Genomic DNA, 17504 nt, shown 5'->3' with positions numbered 1-17504 from the left:
GAAACGCATCGTCACCCCGGTCCGGATTGGGTTCTGGCCGATCGTGCTGGTATTCTCGATCTTCGGCGCAGGGCTCCAACGCTCAGCAGCAGACTTCGGGCATTCCAGCATGGATCGCCCTGACCGGAATACCGACGAAGACGACAAGGATTTTACGCGTGGCCAATATCAAGTCCCAGAAGAAGCGGATTCTCACCAACGAGCGTGCACGCCTGCGCAACCAGTCGGTGAAGTCCTCCCTTCGCACCGTCATCCGCTCGTTCCGCGAGGCACAGGCTGCGGGCGACAAGGACAAGGCTTCCGAGATTCTTCTCGATGCAGGCCGCAAGCTCGACAAGGCCGCCAGCAAGGGCGTCATCCACAAGAACCAGGCAGCCAACAAGAAGTCGGCACTGGCTCTCGCAGTCAACAAGCTCTGATAACTCTCTGAGCTCGAGAAAGCCCGCCGCATCCGAGAAGGACGCGGCGGGCTTTCTCGTGCGCCGAACTTCCAGTGCGCAGGGCTTGTACTGCGCTGTGCCTGTCCTGCGCTCTGCGGTCGGTCGACGCTACCTGCCCAGTGATGCGACCTCGGCCACCGCTTTCTCCACTGCATAGTCCGCGTCCGCTGCCTGACCCTTGACGTCGGCGTTCAACTGCGCCACCACACGCAGCGCCTGGGCGATGGATCGACCGTTCCACCCGCGCGCCTGACCCTGCGCCTTCTTGATCTTCCACGGCGGCATGCCCAACTCCCCTGCCATGCGGAACGGGTCGCCGCGGCCCGCCGAACCCACCAGCGCGATCGTGCGGACGGCGTCGGCCAACGCGTCGGCGAGCAACACGTGCGCCACGCCCCGGTGCATGGCCCACCGCAGAGCCTCCAGCGCGCCGGCTCGGTCTCCGATCACCGCCTTGTCTGCGACGTCGAACCCGGACACCTCGGCCTTGCCGGAGTAGTACCGACGCACCGCGGCGAGATCGACCTTGCCCCCGGTATCGGAGACCAACTGCGAACAGGCCGAAGCCAATTCGCGAAGTTCGTTGCCCACCGACTCGACGACCGCCTCGATCACGTCGCCGCTCACCCGGACGTCGGCGGTACGGAACTCTCCGCGCACGAAGTCGATACGTTCGGCGGGCTTGGTGAGCTTGGCGCATTCGTGCACCTGAGCACCGCATTTCTGCAGCGCACCGACCATCGCCTTGGCCCGGCCGCCGCCGGAGTGCATGACCACCACCACTGCACCCTCGGGCGGATCGGTAGCGGCGTCGAGTACCAGAGCAGCAGCGTCCTTGCCTGCCTCGGCCGCGGCCTCGAGCACCACGACGCGATCCTCGGCGAACAGCGAGGGACTGAGCAGTTCGGCGAGTTCCGGGGCACTGGCATCACCGGTGCGCAACCGCGTGACCGGCAGGTCCTCCCCCGGAATCGCAGCATTCGCACGCACCTGAGCCACGATCGCGGCTACCGCGCGATCCATCAGAAGTTCCTCGTCGCCGAGGACCAGATGCAGAGGAGCCACACTCGAAGTCACGACCATGATCGTGCCATGTGCGACCGACACTGCGAGCATCCGCTCGAAGACCGAGCGGTCACCAGAGAACGTGCGCCGTCCACATCGCGAGTGTCGCCATCGCCACGGCTGCGGCCGTCCATCGAAACACCCTGAAACGCAACGCCGTCAGCAGCGCGGTCGTCGAGAACGCTGCCAGTGCTGCGCCCCCGACGCCATCGGGGACCACGACGCCCGCGCCCGGCACCGACGCGGCACTCTCTGCCACCGTGATCAGCCACCACAGCGGTGCCGACACCAACTGCGCGATCAGCTCCGCGAGCGAGGTGCTGGCGGTGGCGGTCACGGCCGTCAGAAAGCCCACCACGGTGATCGGAGCGACGACCGGTGCCACCAGCACGTTCGCGGCCACTCCCACTACGCTGAACGTTCCTGACACGGCCGCGACCATCGGCGCCGTCACCGCGTGCGCTGCCGCGGCGACCGCCACCACTTCCGCTGCAGCTCTCGGCCAGCCACGGGCCCGAAGCCAGTCGACCCAGATCGGAGCGACGAGTACGAGCCCGGCGGTGGCGAACACCGACAGCACGAACCCGACGTCCACCGCGAGCCTCGGCCACCACGCGAGCAGCCCCAACACCGCACCGCACAGTGCCGGTACCGCTTGCCTGCGCCTGCCGGTGACCAACGCCACCAAGCCGATCGACCCCATCACTGCCGCCCGCAGCACACTCGGCGACGGCCGGGCCACGATCACGAACGCCATGAGTACGACGAACGCCACCGCGACCGTGGTGCGGGGTCCGACCCCGACACCTCGCAACACCAACAGAATCGCACCGATCAGGATCGAGAAGTTCGCTCCGGACACCGCCGTCAAATGTGTGAGGCCTGCCGCCCGAAAATTGTCCGATACCGTCTCGTCCAGCCGCGACACGTCGCCGACCACGAGACCGGGCAGCAGACCCGCACGATCGGGTGGCATCGAATTCTGCGCCACCACAGCCAAATTCGATCGGAAAGTGCCGGCCGCAGCAGAGATCGTTCCAGGCTCGTCCACGGTGACCGGCGGACCCGAAGTGCGGATCACGGCCACGGTCATGTCCGACCGAATCGGCTCGCCGAGCCTGCCCCGCACGGTGACCACCTGGCCCGGCAGCAATGCCGACCAACTGGACTCCGGTGCGATGATCGACACCATTCCACCGACGTTCCACGCCTCGCCGCCCACGTCGACGCGCGTCATCGCGGCCTTCACCATCACGGTCGCGGGCCCGGGAGCCGTCAGACGGCGCGGGTCCTCCGCCGGCCGCATCGTCGCGGTGATCCAGGCTCGGTTCTCTGCCGCCGCCGCCACGGGATGCTCTGCCAGCGAGCGCATCTGAAGCCAGATCGCTCCCCCGAAGCACAGCGCCAGCACGATCACCGCCGCCGCACCGGACCGACTCGGACCCGGCCAGGCACGCCGAGCAGACAACCCGTGCAGTGCCACCGCGAGGAGCAGGACCACCGCAACCGCCGAGGCGGTAGCAGCCAGGGCAGCAGCGGGTCCTCCGAGAATTCCGACCGCGGTGATCGACCAGCACACCGCAGCGGCCGGAACCAGTCGCACGTCGAACGGCAGAAGATCCTCGGTCTGTGGCGCAGGGGCGGACGCGGCACCGGTGGTCATCCGACGTGCACCAGGTCGCGGATCTTCGCCAGTCTGCCGGGCCCGATGCCGTCCACCTCGGACAACTGATCCACGGATGTGAAGCGGCCGTTGATCTCTCGCCACTTCACGATCGAAGTCGCGGTGACCGGCCCTACCCCGGGCAACGCGTCCAGTTCTGCCACGGTCGCGGCGTTGAGGTCCACCGTCCCGCCGGGCGCGGAACCTCCGACCCCGGCCGGTACGCCGCTACCGTCTGTCGATGCCTCGATCTCGGATGTCGTACTGCTGACCGGTGGAGCTGCCTCGGGCGGCACGACGCCGACGACGACCTGATCACCGTCGGCGACTCGCGCGGCCATGTTGAGCGCCAGCAGGTCGGCACCCTCGACAGCGCCGCCTGCCGCGGCCAGCGCGTCGGCAACTCGCGAACCCGGTTGCAGCCGAACCAATCCGGGACGCGTCACGAGCCCGACGACGCTCACCACGAGTTCGGCCTCGGCGGTCGGCACAGAATCCACCGTGCCATCGGTATCCACCGTGCCATCGGTGTCCGAGCTGTCGGTCGCGACCACAGCGAGGGGTGGTGCCGGTGCGGGACTCGGTGCGTCCCTGGCCACCGCGAATCCCGCGACCAGCACGACGAAGACTCCGGCCGCCGCCATCGCCAGCGCCCCCTGTTTCCCCGGGTTCACGCGGGCGGATCGCCACCGCGCCGGCAGCAGGGCCGACCACGGGGCACCTTCTCGTTGTGCTTCCGGCAGCAGCCAATCCGGATCCGTGGACTCGGCGTCGGGTCGCACGCCCTCGGGCACGGCACGATCGCGGGAGGAATCGTGTTGTCTGCGCACGGAGTTCAATCGCGCCACCGTGTGCGCCCGATCGTCGTTGCCGCCCATGCTCGAGGACGCTAGTGCGCACGATCCGTTCGTTCACCGAGGACTGCAGGTCGCAGACTGCCCTGTGCACGAACCCGGAGGCTGTGGATGAACGCGGGACGCGACGCGCCTATCGACGTCCGGACGCCACGACGACACCGACCGCGCCCGGGCCTACGTGAGCACCCAGAACGGCACCGAAAGGATAGACGTCGATGCTGGTCGAATGCGGTATCCGGGAGGTCAGCATCGCGGCTACGTCCTCGGCCCGCTCGGGGCACTGCATGTGGTGCACCGCGAGCGCAACCCCCGATTCGTCACCGACCTCCTCCGCGGCAGCGACGGCTGCATCGACCAGCTTGGTCAGCGCCTTGGACGAGGTCCGCGTCTTCTCCCGCAACACGAGTTTGCCGTCGGTGATGTGCAGGACCGGCTTCATCGCCAGCGCCGTGCCGAGCAATGCGGCAGCGGCACCGATTCGACCGCCGCGTCGCAGGTGGTCGAGTCGATCGACGACGATGAAGCATCGCGACGTCGTCGACGCGGCGACGGCGTCGCGGTACACCGCGTCCAGTTCTGCTCCCCCGGCGGCGGTGGCTGCCGCAGCCAGCACTGCGAAGCCCAGTCCCATTCCGGCCGAGGCGGAATCGACGACTCGGACGGCCGAGCCCACGTGATCTGCGGCCTGGCGCGCAGCTTCCCAGGTGCTCGACAGTCCCCGAGAGATGTGCAGTGCCACCACACCGGCACCTCGACTGCGTTCGAGAGCCGCGGCGTAGACCTCGGTGAGCTCACCCGGAGAGGCCCCCGCAGTGGTCACCTGCTTGCCCGAAGAGGACTGATCGGGAATCTCGTCGATACCCTCACGGTGGTCGATTCCGTCGACCAGCACGTGCAGTGGCACCAGCGTGATGCCTCGCTCTGCGGCGAGTGAGGCCGGCAGGCAGGAGGAGGAGTCGGTGACGACGGCGACGGTCACGGCGTTTCGGTCGTCGATCGGGCGGCGGCGACGGGTCGCAGCACCTCGAGCATCGCATCGGCGACTGCGATGTGGGCGTCCCATCCCCAGTGGATGCCGTCGGGGTTCGCGTCCTCGGACTCGATGTTCGGTCGTACGGCGTCGGCGAGGTCGACCATGGGGACGTTCCTGTCCGAGCTCCACGCACGCAGTGCGCGGACGGCGGGTTCGCGACCGGAGTGCACCTTGCCGTACGCATCGCAGCGGTGCACCGATGGATAGGTTCCGATGACGGGAAGTTCGGGACGCACGTACGCCAGTGCCGCACGGGTCTGTTCCAGATACTCGACGCTGAGCCGCGGCGGCAGCGCGACGGGCCAACCGAGATGCGACAGAACGGGTTGCACCGCTTGGTATCCCGCGCGAACCACGCGCCGCAGGGCAGGCGGTCGGACGTATCTGATCTGCTCCCGGAGCGCAGTCGGCAGCGGTGACGGGAGCGAATCCATGCCGCCGATTCCGAGCACGACGGCACCGGCACGGGGAATGGCTGCCCACACTCGCGGATCCTGGGTCAGGGCCCACCACGCGTCACGACTCGTCCAGCCGATGCGCGCAACCAACTCGACCGTCCAATCCAGTTCCGCTGCAACGAGATTGGGCCACAGTCTCGGGTCGTCGACGGGCAGTCCGCCCTCGGGTCCGTAGTAGCTCAACGAGTCCGCGAGGACGAGCAGCGCGGGCCGCGCCGTCTCAGAGGACGTCACTGGCCACCCGCGCGGAGGCGTTCCACACGTCCAGTCGCCAGGACGGGTTCTCGCCGGGGCCGTGCGCGCCGAGCTGAACCCAGCTGGTGTTCGCGAGGCCTCCGAGTACCGGCCAGCGATCGGTCGGTAGATCGAGCAGCGCGGCGGTGAGCGCCGCGATCAGACCTCCGTGCGCGACGAGGACGAGCGGTCGCTCGCTGCCGCCTGCACCCCACTCGGGGACGCCTGCCGTGAGTTCACGAACCAGCGGCACGCTGCGTCGGGCAACGTCGATGCGGCTCTCCCCACCGGGTGGGGCAATGGTGGCGTCCGCGCGCCAGGCCGGTCGTGCCCCGGGAGCGATGTCGTCGACCTCGGTGTGGGTCAGCCCCTGCCACTGACCGAGATGGGTCTCGCGCAGACGCTCGTCCGTCGACACCGCCACACCGGCTGCGTCTCCGAGCGCGGTCGCAGTGTCCAGAGCTCGCCGCAGATCCGAGGAGACGATCCTGATCGGATCACGCGTCGCCAGCTCGGCGGCGGCCGTCTTCGCCTGGCTGCGGCCGAGCTCGGACAGATCGGTGTCGAGCTGACCCTGCATGCGGTCGGTGGCGTTGTACTCCGTCTGACCGTGCCGAAGCAGGATGAGCCGTCTGATCATTGCTCCGATTCCGGAGCCGGATGCTGTCCGAGACCGGGAACCTCGATGGTCGGGCAGTCCTTCCACAACCGCTCGAGCGCATAGAAGTTCCGCTCCTCGTTGTGCTGGACGTGCACGACGATGTCGGAGTAGTCCAGCAGCGCCCAACGGCCTTCTCTGGTGCCCTCGCGGCGGACCGGCTTGTGTCCGGCCTCACGCAGCTGGTCCTCGATGTTCTCCACGATCGCGTTGACCTGACGCTCGTTGGGCGCGGAGGCGATGACGAAGCAATCGGTGATGTAGAGCTGATCGGAGACGTCCAGAATCACCACGTCGCCGGCCAGTTTGTCGTCGGCTGCGAGCGCGGCGATCCGCGCCATCTCGGCGGCTTCGGCTGTTGCAGTCACTTCGGTGTACTCCCACTCGTATGGCTCGGGTTCTCGGTCATTGCGCTGGTGACCGACCCTGCCGGTTGCTTCTTCTGGGGCGCTGGTTCCGACATGGTGACGGATCCGTCGAGACGCTGAGCGCCTCGTGGTCTGTAGAGATTCCTCTTCGAGATGTATTGCACGACGCCGTCCGGTACGAGGTACCAGACCGGCCGATTCTCACCGGCTCGAAGTCGACAGTCCGTCGACGATATCGCGAGTGCAGGGATTTCCATCAATGTGAGAGTGTCTGCGGGTAGCGATCGAAGGTGGTTGGCCAGATGTTCGACGCCGAGCTCGAACCCGGGACGCGAGACGCCGACGAACTTGGCGAGCTCGAACAACTCCTCCCAGTTCTGCCACGTGAGGATCGACTCGAGCGCGTCCGCGCCGGTGATGAAGAACAGCTCGGCATTGGGATGCTGCGATCGCAGATCGCGCAGGGTGTCGACGGTGTAGGTGGACTTCTCCCGGTCGACGTCCACCCGGCTGACCGAGAATCTCGGATTGGACGCCGTCGCGATGACGGTCATCAGGTAGCGATCCTCTGCCGGGCTGACCGACTTGCCTTCCTTCTGCCACGGGTTTCCGGTGGGGACGAAGATCACCTCGTCCAGAGCGAACTTGTTCGCCACTTCGCTGGCGGCGACGAGGTGCCCGTGATGAATCGGGTCGAAGGTGCCGCCCATCACGCCCAAACGGCGGACGGACTGCCTACCGGTATCGTCGCCGGGTTCGGATTCGCGCTGCACAACCGCCGATTCTACGTCCGGGTTGCCGCTGGGCGTCACACGCCTCACACCGGAAGCAGACGCGAGACCACGGTGGCGAGCTGCTGAGCCGATCGGCACTCGTGCATCGCGATCACGCCGGAGTACACCTTGGCCGCCGAATCGCCGGAACCCCACTGCGATTTCGGTTCCGGATTGAGCCAGTACGCATGCTTGGCCACCGACACGATGTGCGCCAACGCCGGCAGCTTCGGCTCGCGGTAGTTGGTGCGGGCGTCACCGAGAATCAGCACCGAACTGCGACTGGTGACCGCATGGGCGTACTTCTCGTCGAACGTCGTCAGTGCATGGCCGTAGTCCGAGTGTCCGTCGTACGTCACGAGATCGGATTCGCCGATGATTCGGCTCATCGCGGCTCCGAGATCGGAACCGGAATCGAAGAATCGCGTCACCTCGTCGGTGGAGTCGATGAACGCGAAGATGCGCACGCGCGAGAACTGCTCGCGTAGTGCATGCACCAGCAGCAGAGTGAAATTGCTGAATCCTGCCACCGAGCCCGAGACATCGCACAGCACAACGAGTTCGGGGCGTGCTCTCCGAGGCTTGCGCTCGACCAGGTCGATCGGGACGCCGCCGGTTGACATCGACTTGCGCAGCGTGCGACGCAGATCGATCGAGCCGTGTCTGCTTCGGCTGCGCCGCACCGCAAGTCGCGACGCCAGCAGCCGGGCGAGAGGGGTGACGTTACGCCGCAGCGCCGCCATCTCGGTGTCCGAGGCCCGCAGGAAGTCGACTTCCTCGGCGAGCTTGGGCACCCCGTAGCTCGCTACCCGCTCACGGCCCAGCTTCTCTGCCGAACGACGCCTCGTCTCGCTCTCGACCATCTTGCGTAGGTCTGCGATACGTTGCGCGGCAGTGCGTTTGGCGACCTCGGACTCGTAGTCGTCGGTGGGGCGATCGGGCGCGTTTTCGCTGCGCCCGAGCAATCCGTCGAGAATCTTGCGCAGCAACGTTTCGGGCGCAACGTCGCGCAGGGCCTGATACGCCGAGAACGAAGGCCCGTTGGAGGACTTGTACTGTCCGAGTTCCTCGACCATCTGCGCAGCCAGCATCTGGGTCAACTCCGCGGCCTCGGCCGAGTCGTCCGAGAGCAGATCCACCAACAGCTCGCGGAGCGCATCGATGTCGACGTCGCCGGCGTCGGTGCGAGGCAACGCGGTATCGATCTGCCCCGAGTCCCTGGTGCCCGATGCCACCGGAAACCACAGGTCGAACAGGGCGTCGAAGACTCCGCGATGCGTCGGCCGGCGCAGCAGTGCACAGGCCAGACCCTCGCGCACGGCCTCCCGATCGAGCAGGTCGAGAACCGACAGGACGCGTCCGGCATCGACCGTCTCCGACGGCCCGACCGAAATTCCACGCCGACGCAGCGCATCGACGAAACCGACGAGGTGACCGGGAATTCCGTGCGGGGCCTGCATGTCAGTTGAGCCGGAGTTCGGCTGCCGCGCGGACCTGGTCCGACTGATTCTTGAGCACCACACCGAGTGTGGAGCGAACCGCATCGTCGTCGAGGGTGTCCATACCGAGCGCCAACAGAGTGCGTCCCCAGTCGATGGTCTCGGCCACCGAGGGCAACTTCTTGAGCTGCATCGCGCGCAGTACCCGCACGGTCTTGATCATCTGCTCGGCGACGGCCTCGGGCAGTTCGGGAACCCTGCTGGCGAGAATCCGACGCTCGAGGTCGGCGTCGGGAAAGTCCATATGCAGGAACAGGCAGCGACGCTTCAGGGCCTCGGACAGTTCACGGGTGGCATTGGAGGTGAGCACCACGAACGGCGTCCGCTCGGCCACGATCGTGCCGAGTTCGGGAATGGTGATCGCGAAGTCGCTGAGCACCTCGAGCAGCAGACCCTCGATCTCGACATCGGCCTTGTCGGTCTCGTCGATGAGCAGAACCGTGGGATCGGTACGACGAATCGCCTGCAGCAGCGGCCGCGCCAACAGGAATTCCTCGGAGAAGACATCGAGCTTGGTCGAGTCCCAATCGGCCGCGGTACCGGACTGGATGCGCAGGATCTGCTTGGCGTGGTTCCACTCGTACAGCGCGCGAGCCTCGTCCACACCCTCGTAGCACTGCAGCCGCACCAGTTCGGCCCCGGTCGTCTGCGCGACGGCACGGGCCAACTCGGTCTTGCCCACTCCCGCCGGACCTTCGATCAGCAGCGGCTTGCCGAGGCGATCGGCGAGAAACACCGAGGTGGCGGTGGCCTTGTCGGCCAGATAGCCCGTCTCGGCCAGGCGCCTCTGGACGTCGTCCACGCTGGCGAACAGCGGGGGTGTCGTCGGTAGGGCACGATCCATGTCACAGCTCCTGATGATCGGGTCTGGCCGGTACTTCGAGGGGTGTCAGTCTCGGACGTGTCCGTCGCCCCACACGGTCCACTTGGTCGAGGTCAATTCGGGCAATCCCATGGGTCCACGCGCGTGCAGCTTCTGAGTCGAGATACCGATCTCGGCACCGAAGCCGAATTGCTCTCCGTCGGTGAACGCCGTGGACGCGTTGACCATCACCGCGGACGCATCGACCCGCTGGGTGAACTCGCGCGCGGCACCGATGTCGGCGGCGACGATCGCCTCGGTGTGGCCGGTGCCGTATCGGTCGATGTGCTCGATCGCCTCGTCGATACCGCCGACGACCTTCAGCGCGATGTCGAGGGAGAGATACTCCTGCGACCAGTCCTCGTCGCGCGCAGGCACGAGCCCGGGCAGGTCCCCGTGCACAGTGACGCTGTGCATCTGGAACGCCTGGAGCAGCCGGGGCACCATGGTCCCGGCGATCGCGGAGTCCACCAACACGGTCTCGGCGGCGTTGCAGACGCTGACCCGTCGGGTCTTGGCGTTGAGCACGATCTTCTCGGCCGTCTCCGGATCGGCAGAAGCATGGATGTACACGTGGCAGTTTCCGACGCCGGTCTCGATGGTGGGGACCGTTGCGTCGCGCACGACCGCAGCGATCAGTCCTGCTCCACCGCGCGGGATCACCACGTCCACCAGTCCGCGCGCCTGGATGAGGTGGGTGACCGTGGCACGGTCGGCGCTTCCGAGAAGTTGCACCGCGGCCTCGGGCAGACCGTGACCGCGCAACGCTCCCTGCAGTGCCTCGACAAGTGCCGCGTTGGACCGTGCCGCCGACGACGAACCACGAAGCAGCACCGCGTTGCCGGACTTGAACGCGAGACCGAACGCGTCGACGGTGACGTTGGGCCGAGCCTCGTAGACCATGCCCACCACGCCGAGCGGAACTCTCAGTTGCCGAATCTCCAGCCCGTTGGGCAGCGTCGAACCACGGATGATCTCGCCGATCGGATCGGGCAGCCCGGCCACCTGTCGCAGACCGGCGGCGATGCCGTCGATGCGCGACGCGGTCAGCCGCAGGCGGTCCAGCAGCCCCTCGTCGGTACCGGCCGCTCGCGCGTTCTCGATATCGACTGCGTTCGCGGCGAGTACCGACTCCGCTGCAGCGACGACCGCGTCGGCCGCGGAATGCAGCGCAGCGTCCTTCTCTGCAGTCGTCAGCAGCGCGAGCGCGCGTGATGCGGTGCGCGCTCGGCGGGCTGCGGCGTGCACGTTCTCTCGCTCGTCGGCAGTCGTGGTCACCGGTTCGGCCGAGACGGAAGCTGTCATGAACTACACACTAATAGGGGCCGGGAATGAAGCTGCATCGCCGCGTCGTTGCAGCACAGCGTGAAGATCGTCGACCGACCGTCGACGCCGCCCGAAGACCGGAGGAACCACTTGTGAGTGCGCTGTTCGAGCCTCTGACCCTGCGTGAGGTCACCTTCCCGAACCGGGTGTGGATGGCACCGATGTGCCAGTACTCGGCCGACGAGGCGGGTGACAGTGTCGGTGTCGCCGGCAACTGGCATCGCACCCACCTGGTGAGCCGGGCGATCGGCGGTGCCGGGTTGATCATCACCGAAGCGACCGCGGTGAGCCCCGAGGGTCGCATCAGCCCGTCGGACCTGGGTATCTGGAACGACACTCAGGCCGACGCATTGGCGGCGATCGTCACCGAGATCGAATCCTTCGGAACCGTGCCGGGTATCCAGCTGGCACACGCGGGCCGCAAGGCGTCGACCGCGGCTCCCTGGTCGGGTGGCAAGTCCTTGCCCGCCGAGGATCCCCGAAGCTGGGAGACCGTCGGCCCGAGCGCGGTTGCGTTCGGTGACTACGCGACCCCGAGGGAGGCCACAGCCGAGGACATCGCGAAGATCGTCGACGACTTCCGGACTGCCGCCCAGCGCGCGCTGAAAGCAGGATTCCGGGTTGTCGAGATACACGGCGCACACGGCTACCTGCTGCACCAGTTCCTGTCCCCCGCCAGCAACACGCGGACCGACTCGTACGGCGGCGACTTCTCGGGTCGCACGCGGCTGCTGATCGAGGTCGTCGACGCGGTGCGTGAGGTGTGGCCGGCCGAGCTTCCGGTCTTCGTTCGCCTCTCGGCGACGGATTGGCTCGACGAGCCCGAGAATGCTGCAGGAGTGGAGTCTGCGGAACGACCCGGTGGGGAGGGCACGCCCGCATTGGAGGCTCCTAGCTGGACGTCGGATCAGACGGTGGCCTTGGCGCAGATCCTCACCGAGCACGGGGTGGATCTGGTCGACACCTCGACCGGCGGAAACGTGCACGCCAAGATTCCGGTCGGTCCCGGCTACCAGGTTCCGTTCGCGCGGCGCATCCAGAACGAGACGACCATGCCCGCTGCCGCGGTCGGCATGATCACCGAACCCAAGCAGGCGGAGGACATCGTCTCGCTGGGCGAGGCGACGGCCGTGCTGCTGGCGCGCGAGCTACTGCGGGATCCGTACTGGCCGCGGCGCGCCGCCCGAGAACTCGGCGTCGAGATGCTCCCGGCCGTGGCACCGCAGTACGAGCGGGCCTACTGAGACCTCAGACCACGAAGCCGAGCTTCTTGTCGACGACATTGAGCAACGGTTCGCCGCGGAAGTACCGGTGGGCGTTGTCGGCGAACAATTCTGCCAGTCGCAGCTTCCATCCCGACGCGTCACCGCTCATGTGCGGTGTGACGATCACGTTCTCGGCCGTCCACAACGGATGGTCGGCCGAGAGCGGTTCGGTCTCGAACACGTCGAGTGCGGCACCTGCGATGTGCCCGGTGGCCAGGTGCGCCAGCAGTGCCTCGGTGTCGAGCAACTCCCCGCGGCCCACGTTGATCACCCGCGCGCCGGGCTTCATCGCGGCCAGCACCGAATCGTCGACCATCCCCCTCGTCAGATCGGTCAGCGGGGCGACCAGCACCAGGTAGTCGGCACGCTCTACTCGAGCCGCGAGATCGGCACTGCCACAGACGGTGCCGAAATCTGGGTCGCCCTCTCGTGCCGTTCGACCCACACCCGAGATCGACATTCCCACCGCGCTCAGCAGGCTCGCGATCGCGCGGCCGATCGCGCCGGTGCCCACGATCATCGCGTGGGCACCGTCGATGCGCTCGGTCTCTCGGTGCTGCCAGACCTTCGAAAGCTGCAGAGCACGTGAGCGTTCGGAGTCCTTGGCGAACGCCAGAATCTGGGCCAGTACGAACTCCGCGATCGGTCGGTCGAAGACTCCCCGCGAATTGGTGACGACCACATCGGATTCGACCAGATCGTCGAACATCAACGAGTCGACGCCTGCGGCGGCGATGTGGATCCACTTCAGCGAACTGCAGCGCGGCCATGCCGATTCGACTGCGGAGGAGAAGAAGTCCCACAGCAACAACGCGTCGGCACCGTCGACCGCATCACCGAGGGTGTCGGCAGTGGCGTACCGGACGTCGGCGACCTCCGCGACGGCGTCGAGCCCGTCGGGGAGGTCGCCGGCGTGCAGAACGACGAGTACCGGTGCCACTACTTCTTCTTGTAGCCGACGAGTTCGACGCCGGACGCGGCCACCTCGTCGTCGTTGTCGCCGGGGCACTGGGTTCCGCGCAGCGAACGGCCTGCGGTTTCCGGCATCAGCAGAATCGGCACGAAGGCGATGGCCGCCGCGATCATCATGTACCAGCCCGGGACCAGGTTCGAGCCGGTCCGTTCGATGAGGAACGTCAGGATCAGCGGAGCGGTACCGCCGAAGAGCGCCGTCGAGACGTTGTATCCGATGGCGAACGCTCCGTAGCGCACCTGAGTGGGGAACAGCGCGGGCAGGGTCGACGACACACACGAGCACATGATGACCAGCAACACTCCGAGACCGAGCAGGCCGATGCTCTGGCCGATCAGTCCGGTGTTGATGATCAGGAGGAACAGCGGAACGCTGAGCACGAAGTACCCGACGCAGGCCGCCAGCAGCAACGGCTTTCGGCCCACTCGGTCGGACAGAGCGCCGATGGGGTTGATGATCGCCATCATGACGATCATGATGGCCACGAGAGTGAAGTTGGACTGAGTCGTGCTGTGGCCCAACGTGTCGCTCAGATACGAGGGCAAGAACGTCAGCACCGTGTAGTAGGCGATGTTCAGCAGCAACACGAATCCCATCAGGATCAGGATCCGCTGCCAGTACGTCATGGTGGCCTTGAGCGAGGTGATCGCTCCGCCCGCACCCTCGTCGACCGTGCCGCCGTCCTCCTTGGCCTCGGCGAACACCGGAGAATCTTCGAGGCGGGTCCGCAACCACAGTGCAACGATGCCCAGCGGCAGAGTGACCAGGAACGGGATGCGCCAGCCCCAGGCCTCCATCGTCTCGTCGCCGAGCGCGACGTTGAGCAGGGTGCACAGGGTGGCACCGCCCACGGTGCCGGCGAGGGTGCCGAATTCGAGGAACGATCCGAAGAATCCGCGCCTCTTGTCCGGCGCGTACTCGGCCATGAACACTGCTGCACCACCGTACTCACCACCGGTGGAGAAGCCCTGCACCAATCGGCAGACGAGCAGCAACAACGGTGCGGCGATGCCGATGGTGTCGAATGTCGGCAGCACACCGATCGTCGCCGTGGCCAACGTCATCATCGAGACGGTCAGCACGAGGACTTTCTGACGACCGATGCGGTCGCCGAGTGGGCCGAGCACGATGCCGCCGATGGGGCGGATGATGAACGACGCGGCCAACACGGCGAAAGTGGAGAGCAGGCTTGCGCCCCCGTCCTCGGACGGGAAGAAGTTCGCGGCGATGTACACGGCCAGATAGCCGTACACCGCGTAGTCGAACCACTCGACTGCGTTTCCGAGCGCCGATCCGCCGATCGCTCGGTGCAGGATCTTCGTCTCGTTCGGGCTCAGCGTGTCAGTGCTCGGTGGATATCCGGTCGGCGTGGATGCCGACCCTGAATTTTCGGTCACGGTCGAAATACCTCTCGCTTTTGTGAACAACATGGAGCGTCGGTGTGGTACTTCGCAGCATTCGACTGTACGGCCAACCGGAACGCGCTTTTCGGCCAACCCCCTTCTCGGAAGCTAAAGACCAGGTGGCGCAGCGATTCTGGTGGCTATCAACGCGTACGCCCTTGCGCTGTCGGTCAATTGCCGCACGGCCACGGATTCGTCCGGCCGATGTGCCTGGTTTTCGATCTCCCCCGGACCGAGCACGACGGTGCCGATACCCATCTGCTGTGCCACGAAACCACCATCGCACGAAGCAGTCCAGATGTCAGTCGAACTCGCAGATCCGGTGTCGAGGACCGATTGCACTGCGGTGCTGACCAATCCGCTGTCTGCGCTGGTCAGAAAGCCGGGCATCTCCATCGCGACGTCGATTGTCACCTCGATACCGGATCCGGTCACATCCGCTGCTTCGATACGTGAGCGCAATTCGTCGACGACATCGATGGCGCGCTCGCCGGGAAGCAGTCGCCGATCGATGGTGAGCGTGCAGCGATCGGCGACCATCGAGGTTCCCGTCCCACCGGAGATGGTTCCCACGTTCCAGGTGGCGGGGCCCAACTCGGGGTCGGGTTTGCCGTCCAGCTCGATCTGCCAGTCTTCGATGATCGCGATGATGCGCGCTGCAGCCGCTATGGCATTGGCTCCGTTACGAGGTTGTCCCGCATGTGCGGAGCGGCCGCGAATCTCGATCTCCAGATTGGCGGCGCCTCGGCAACCGACAATGGTTACCAGATCCGTCGGCTCGGCCACCACGCAGTGGCTGTGGTTCCGCAGTGGTGGGTCGGCCACGAACGCTCGGATGCCGAGACCGGTGTCCTCCTCGTCGACCAGGCACGCCAACGTCATCGGATGCTCGTCGGCAAGACCGGCGCGCTGCACCGCGGTCATCGCGGCCACGACGGCGGCGAGGCCGCCCTTCATGTCGCAGGCCCCGCGGCCGACGATGCGGCCGTCTCGAACCACGGCGGAGAAGGGGTCGGTGGTCCAGCCCGTTCCCGCGGGGACCACGTCCGAGTGCCCGACGAAGAGGACTCCCGGGCGATCGTCGGATCCGATCGAGACGATGACGTTGGGCCGACCCGGAACCACCTCGACGGTTCGAACGTCGAATCCCAGTGCGCGACAGTGCTCGGCAAGGACCTTTGCGGTCTTCTCCTCCGTGTCGCCGGGGTTTTCGCCGCCCGCGTCGATCAATGCCGCTGTCAGAGTGACGATCTCGTGCTCGTCGATCGAATCCAGCAGAGCGCGTTCGGAATCCGAGACGGTCATCGGGTGGGATCGGAGGCGAGCAGATGCTTGGACTTCTCCACCGCTGCCGCCAGCCGCCTGATCCCCTCGTCGATACGTTCGGGCGTCGACGAGGCGAAGCACAGCCGTAACGAGTCGTGGAACTTCCCACCCACCGACAATGCCGGCCCCGGTATGTAGGCCACGCCCTCGGCCAGCGCCGTCTCGAACAGGTCCTGCGTCGAGAAGTCGACATCGTTGCCGCGCAACGTCGCCCAGAGAAAGAAGCCTCCCTCGGGATCCGTCGTCGACATCGACTCGCCGAAGTACCTCTCGATGCTGTTCTGCATCGCGACCTTGCGGGGCAGGTACACCGAGGCCAACGATCGAAGATGCTCGTCGAGCAGGCCGCGCCGGATGTACTCGGCCACCATCCGCTGACCGGGCAGGTTGGTGCATGTGTCCATGGCCTGTTTGGCGTTGACGATCAGTTGCCGAGCCTCGGGGGCGGCGTCCACCCACCCCACTCGCAGTCCTGGAGCGATCATCTTGGAGAAGGTCCGAACCGAGAAGATCAACGGGTCGTTCGGACTGAGCGTGCCGAAACTGGGAATCGGATCCCCCGAGAAGCGCAGCAGGCCGTACGGATCGTCGTCGAGAATGACCGATCCCCACCGGTGTGCCAGCTCGATGAGCAGCTGACGCCGCTCGAGCGACAGGGTGACCCCGGACGGGTTCTGGAAGTTGGGAATCACGTAGATCATCTTCGGCACTCGACCTGCGCGCTCGACGAGCTCGGGCAACGCCTCGACGATGAGGCCGTCACTGTCCATCGGAGCTTCGAGAATGTCACCTCCGTAGCTGAGTACGGTGGCAGTTCCGTTGGTGTACGTGGGACTTTCGACGATCACCAGGTCGCCCGGGTCGATGAACAGCTTGCACGCGATGTCGAGGCCCTGCATTCCGCCTGAGGTGATCACCACCCGCTCCTCGATCGTGGGTTCGCCCACCGAGTCGAGGTATGCGAGCAACGCGTCGATCAAACCCGGATCACCCTCGGTGGCACCGTAATCGAATGCGTCCGCGGTGAGTACGCTGCCGGCGATCTCGGTGAACGCAGCGGCCGGGACGGTCTCGGCTGCAGGAGATCCCATGGCGAATCGAACGATGTCGTGTTTCTGCGCGGCGAGGAGCGATGTCGACGAATCGATCACCGATCCCACCAGCTTGTCGGTTCGTAGTGCCCAGGGGATGGCAGGAGTGGAGCCTGCGGAACGACCATGGATGGCAGGAGTGGAGCCTGCGGAACGACCATGGGTGGCAGGAGTGGAGCCTGCGGGGCGACCTTGTGCGGTGGCGGTCAT

At 66.3% G+C, this 17504-nt stretch carries 17 protein-coding genes; 2 read left to right on the top strand and 15 right to left on the bottom strand.

Annotation, left to right across the window (positions count from 1 at the left end; translation table 11 throughout):
• Positions 1-158 precede the first annotated feature (158 nt).
• Positions 159-419: a 30S ribosomal protein S20 gene (gene rpsT / locus CH296_RS19725; RefSeq protein WP_027497522.1), complete on the top strand. Its 261-nt coding sequence runs from the start codon at positions 159-161 to the stop codon at positions 417-419.
• Between the two features lie 129 nt (positions 420-548).
• Here the strand turns inward: rpsT and holA are convergent, their stop codons facing one another.
• From holA to CH296_RS19670, 11 genes are all read right to left on the bottom strand, one after another.
• A complete protein-coding gene (gene holA, locus CH296_RS19720) occupies positions 549-1523 on the bottom strand; it encodes a DNA polymerase III subunit delta (RefSeq protein ID WP_032394759.1) in 975 nt (324 codons plus the stop codon).
• Positions 1524-1575: 52 nt separating this feature from the next.
• On the bottom strand, positions 1576-3168 hold the full coding sequence (locus tag CH296_RS19715) for a ComEC/Rec2 family competence protein (protein ID WP_094685564.1): 1593 nt from the start codon (positions 3166-3168) through the stop codon (positions 1576-1578).
• Positions 3165-4046, bottom strand: coding sequence for a ComEA family DNA-binding protein (locus tag CH296_RS19710; protein ID WP_094631098.1), 882 nt, complete (start codon positions 4044-4046; stop codon positions 3165-3167). Before CH296_RS19710 ends, CH296_RS19715 begins: the two co-directional genes overlap by 4 nt.
• A gap of 109 nt (positions 4047-4155) precedes the next feature.
• Positions 4156-5004 carry a DegV family protein gene (locus CH296_RS19705; RefSeq protein WP_094647560.1) on the bottom strand — a complete coding sequence of 283 codons (849 nt, stop codon included), beginning with the start codon at positions 5002-5004 and terminating at the stop codon, positions 4156-4158.
• Positions 5001-5750, bottom strand: a complete 750-nt coding sequence (gene octT / locus CH296_RS19700; protein WP_094685563.1) for a diglucosylglycerate octanoyltransferase — start codon at positions 5748-5750, stop codon at positions 5001-5003. Before octT ends, CH296_RS19705 begins: the two co-directional genes overlap by 4 nt.
• A complete protein-coding gene (locus tag CH296_RS19695) occupies positions 5737-6390 on the bottom strand; it encodes a histidine phosphatase family protein (RefSeq protein WP_094647556.1) in 654 nt (217 codons plus the stop codon). The genes octT and CH296_RS19695 overlap by 14 nt, the downstream gene beginning before the upstream one ends.
• Complete coding sequence (rsfS, locus tag CH296_RS19690; RefSeq protein ID WP_032394567.1) at positions 6387-6776, bottom strand: ribosome silencing factor; 390 nt, start codon at positions 6774-6776, stop codon at positions 6387-6389. Before rsfS ends, CH296_RS19695 begins: the two co-directional genes overlap by 4 nt.
• Positions 6773-7486 carry a nicotinate-nucleotide adenylyltransferase gene (gene nadD / locus CH296_RS19685; protein ID WP_045194641.1) on the bottom strand — a complete coding sequence of 238 codons (714 nt, stop codon included), beginning with the start codon at positions 7484-7486 and terminating at the stop codon, positions 6773-6775. Before nadD ends, rsfS begins: the two co-directional genes overlap by 4 nt.
• A 107-nt stretch (positions 7487-7593) precedes the next feature.
• Positions 7594-9009, bottom strand: coding sequence for a VWA domain-containing protein (locus CH296_RS19680; RefSeq protein ID WP_094631094.1), 1416 nt, complete (start codon positions 9007-9009; stop codon positions 7594-7596).
• Between the two features lies 1 nt (position 9010).
• Positions 9011-9892 carry a MoxR family ATPase gene (locus CH296_RS19675; RefSeq protein WP_094685562.1) on the bottom strand — a complete coding sequence of 294 codons (882 nt, stop codon included), beginning with the start codon at positions 9890-9892 and terminating at the stop codon, positions 9011-9013.
• 45 nt (positions 9893-9937) lie between these two features.
• Complete coding sequence (locus CH296_RS19670; protein ID WP_094685561.1) at positions 9938-11215, bottom strand: glutamate-5-semialdehyde dehydrogenase; 1278 nt, start codon at positions 11213-11215, stop codon at positions 9938-9940.
• Between the two features lie 113 nt (positions 11216-11328).
• Between CH296_RS19670 and CH296_RS19665 the strand changes: the two genes are divergently transcribed.
• Entirely contained in the window at positions 11329-12480 is a 1152-nt protein-coding gene (locus CH296_RS19665; RefSeq protein ID WP_176459071.1) for an NADH:flavin oxidoreductase/NADH oxidase, read from the top strand.
• A 4-nt stretch (positions 12481-12484) separates the two neighbouring features.
• On the opposite strand, the gene CH296_RS19660 is transcribed toward CH296_RS19665, so the two are convergent.
• The 4 genes from CH296_RS19660 to CH296_RS19645 form a co-directional block, all read right to left on the bottom strand.
• Entirely contained in the window at positions 12485-13441 is a 957-nt protein-coding gene (locus tag CH296_RS19660; protein ID WP_094685560.1) for a D-2-hydroxyacid dehydrogenase, read from the bottom strand.
• Complete coding sequence (locus CH296_RS19655) at positions 13441-14871, bottom strand: MFS transporter (RefSeq protein WP_230596658.1); 1431 nt, start codon at positions 14869-14871, stop codon at positions 13441-13443. The genes CH296_RS19660 and CH296_RS19655 overlap by 1 nt, the downstream gene beginning before the upstream one ends.
• Positions 14872-14985: 114 nt before the next feature.
• Positions 14986-16182: a M20 family metallopeptidase gene (locus CH296_RS19650; protein WP_094631092.1), complete on the bottom strand. Its 1197-nt coding sequence runs from the start codon at positions 16180-16182 to the stop codon at positions 14986-14988.
• Complete coding sequence (locus tag CH296_RS19645; RefSeq protein WP_254924277.1) at positions 16179-17504, bottom strand: PLP-dependent aminotransferase family protein; 1326 nt, start codon at positions 17502-17504, stop codon at positions 16179-16181. The genes CH296_RS19650 and CH296_RS19645 overlap by 4 nt, the downstream gene beginning before the upstream one ends.

This window comes from Rhodococcus sp. 14-2496-1d (genome assembly GCF_002259365.1).
Taxonomy (GTDB): Bacteria; Actinomycetota; Actinomycetes; order Mycobacteriales; family Mycobacteriaceae; genus Rhodococcoides.
The sequence above is the reverse complement of the archived record's forward strand: the minus strand, read 5'-3'. Positions and strand labels throughout refer to the sequence as shown.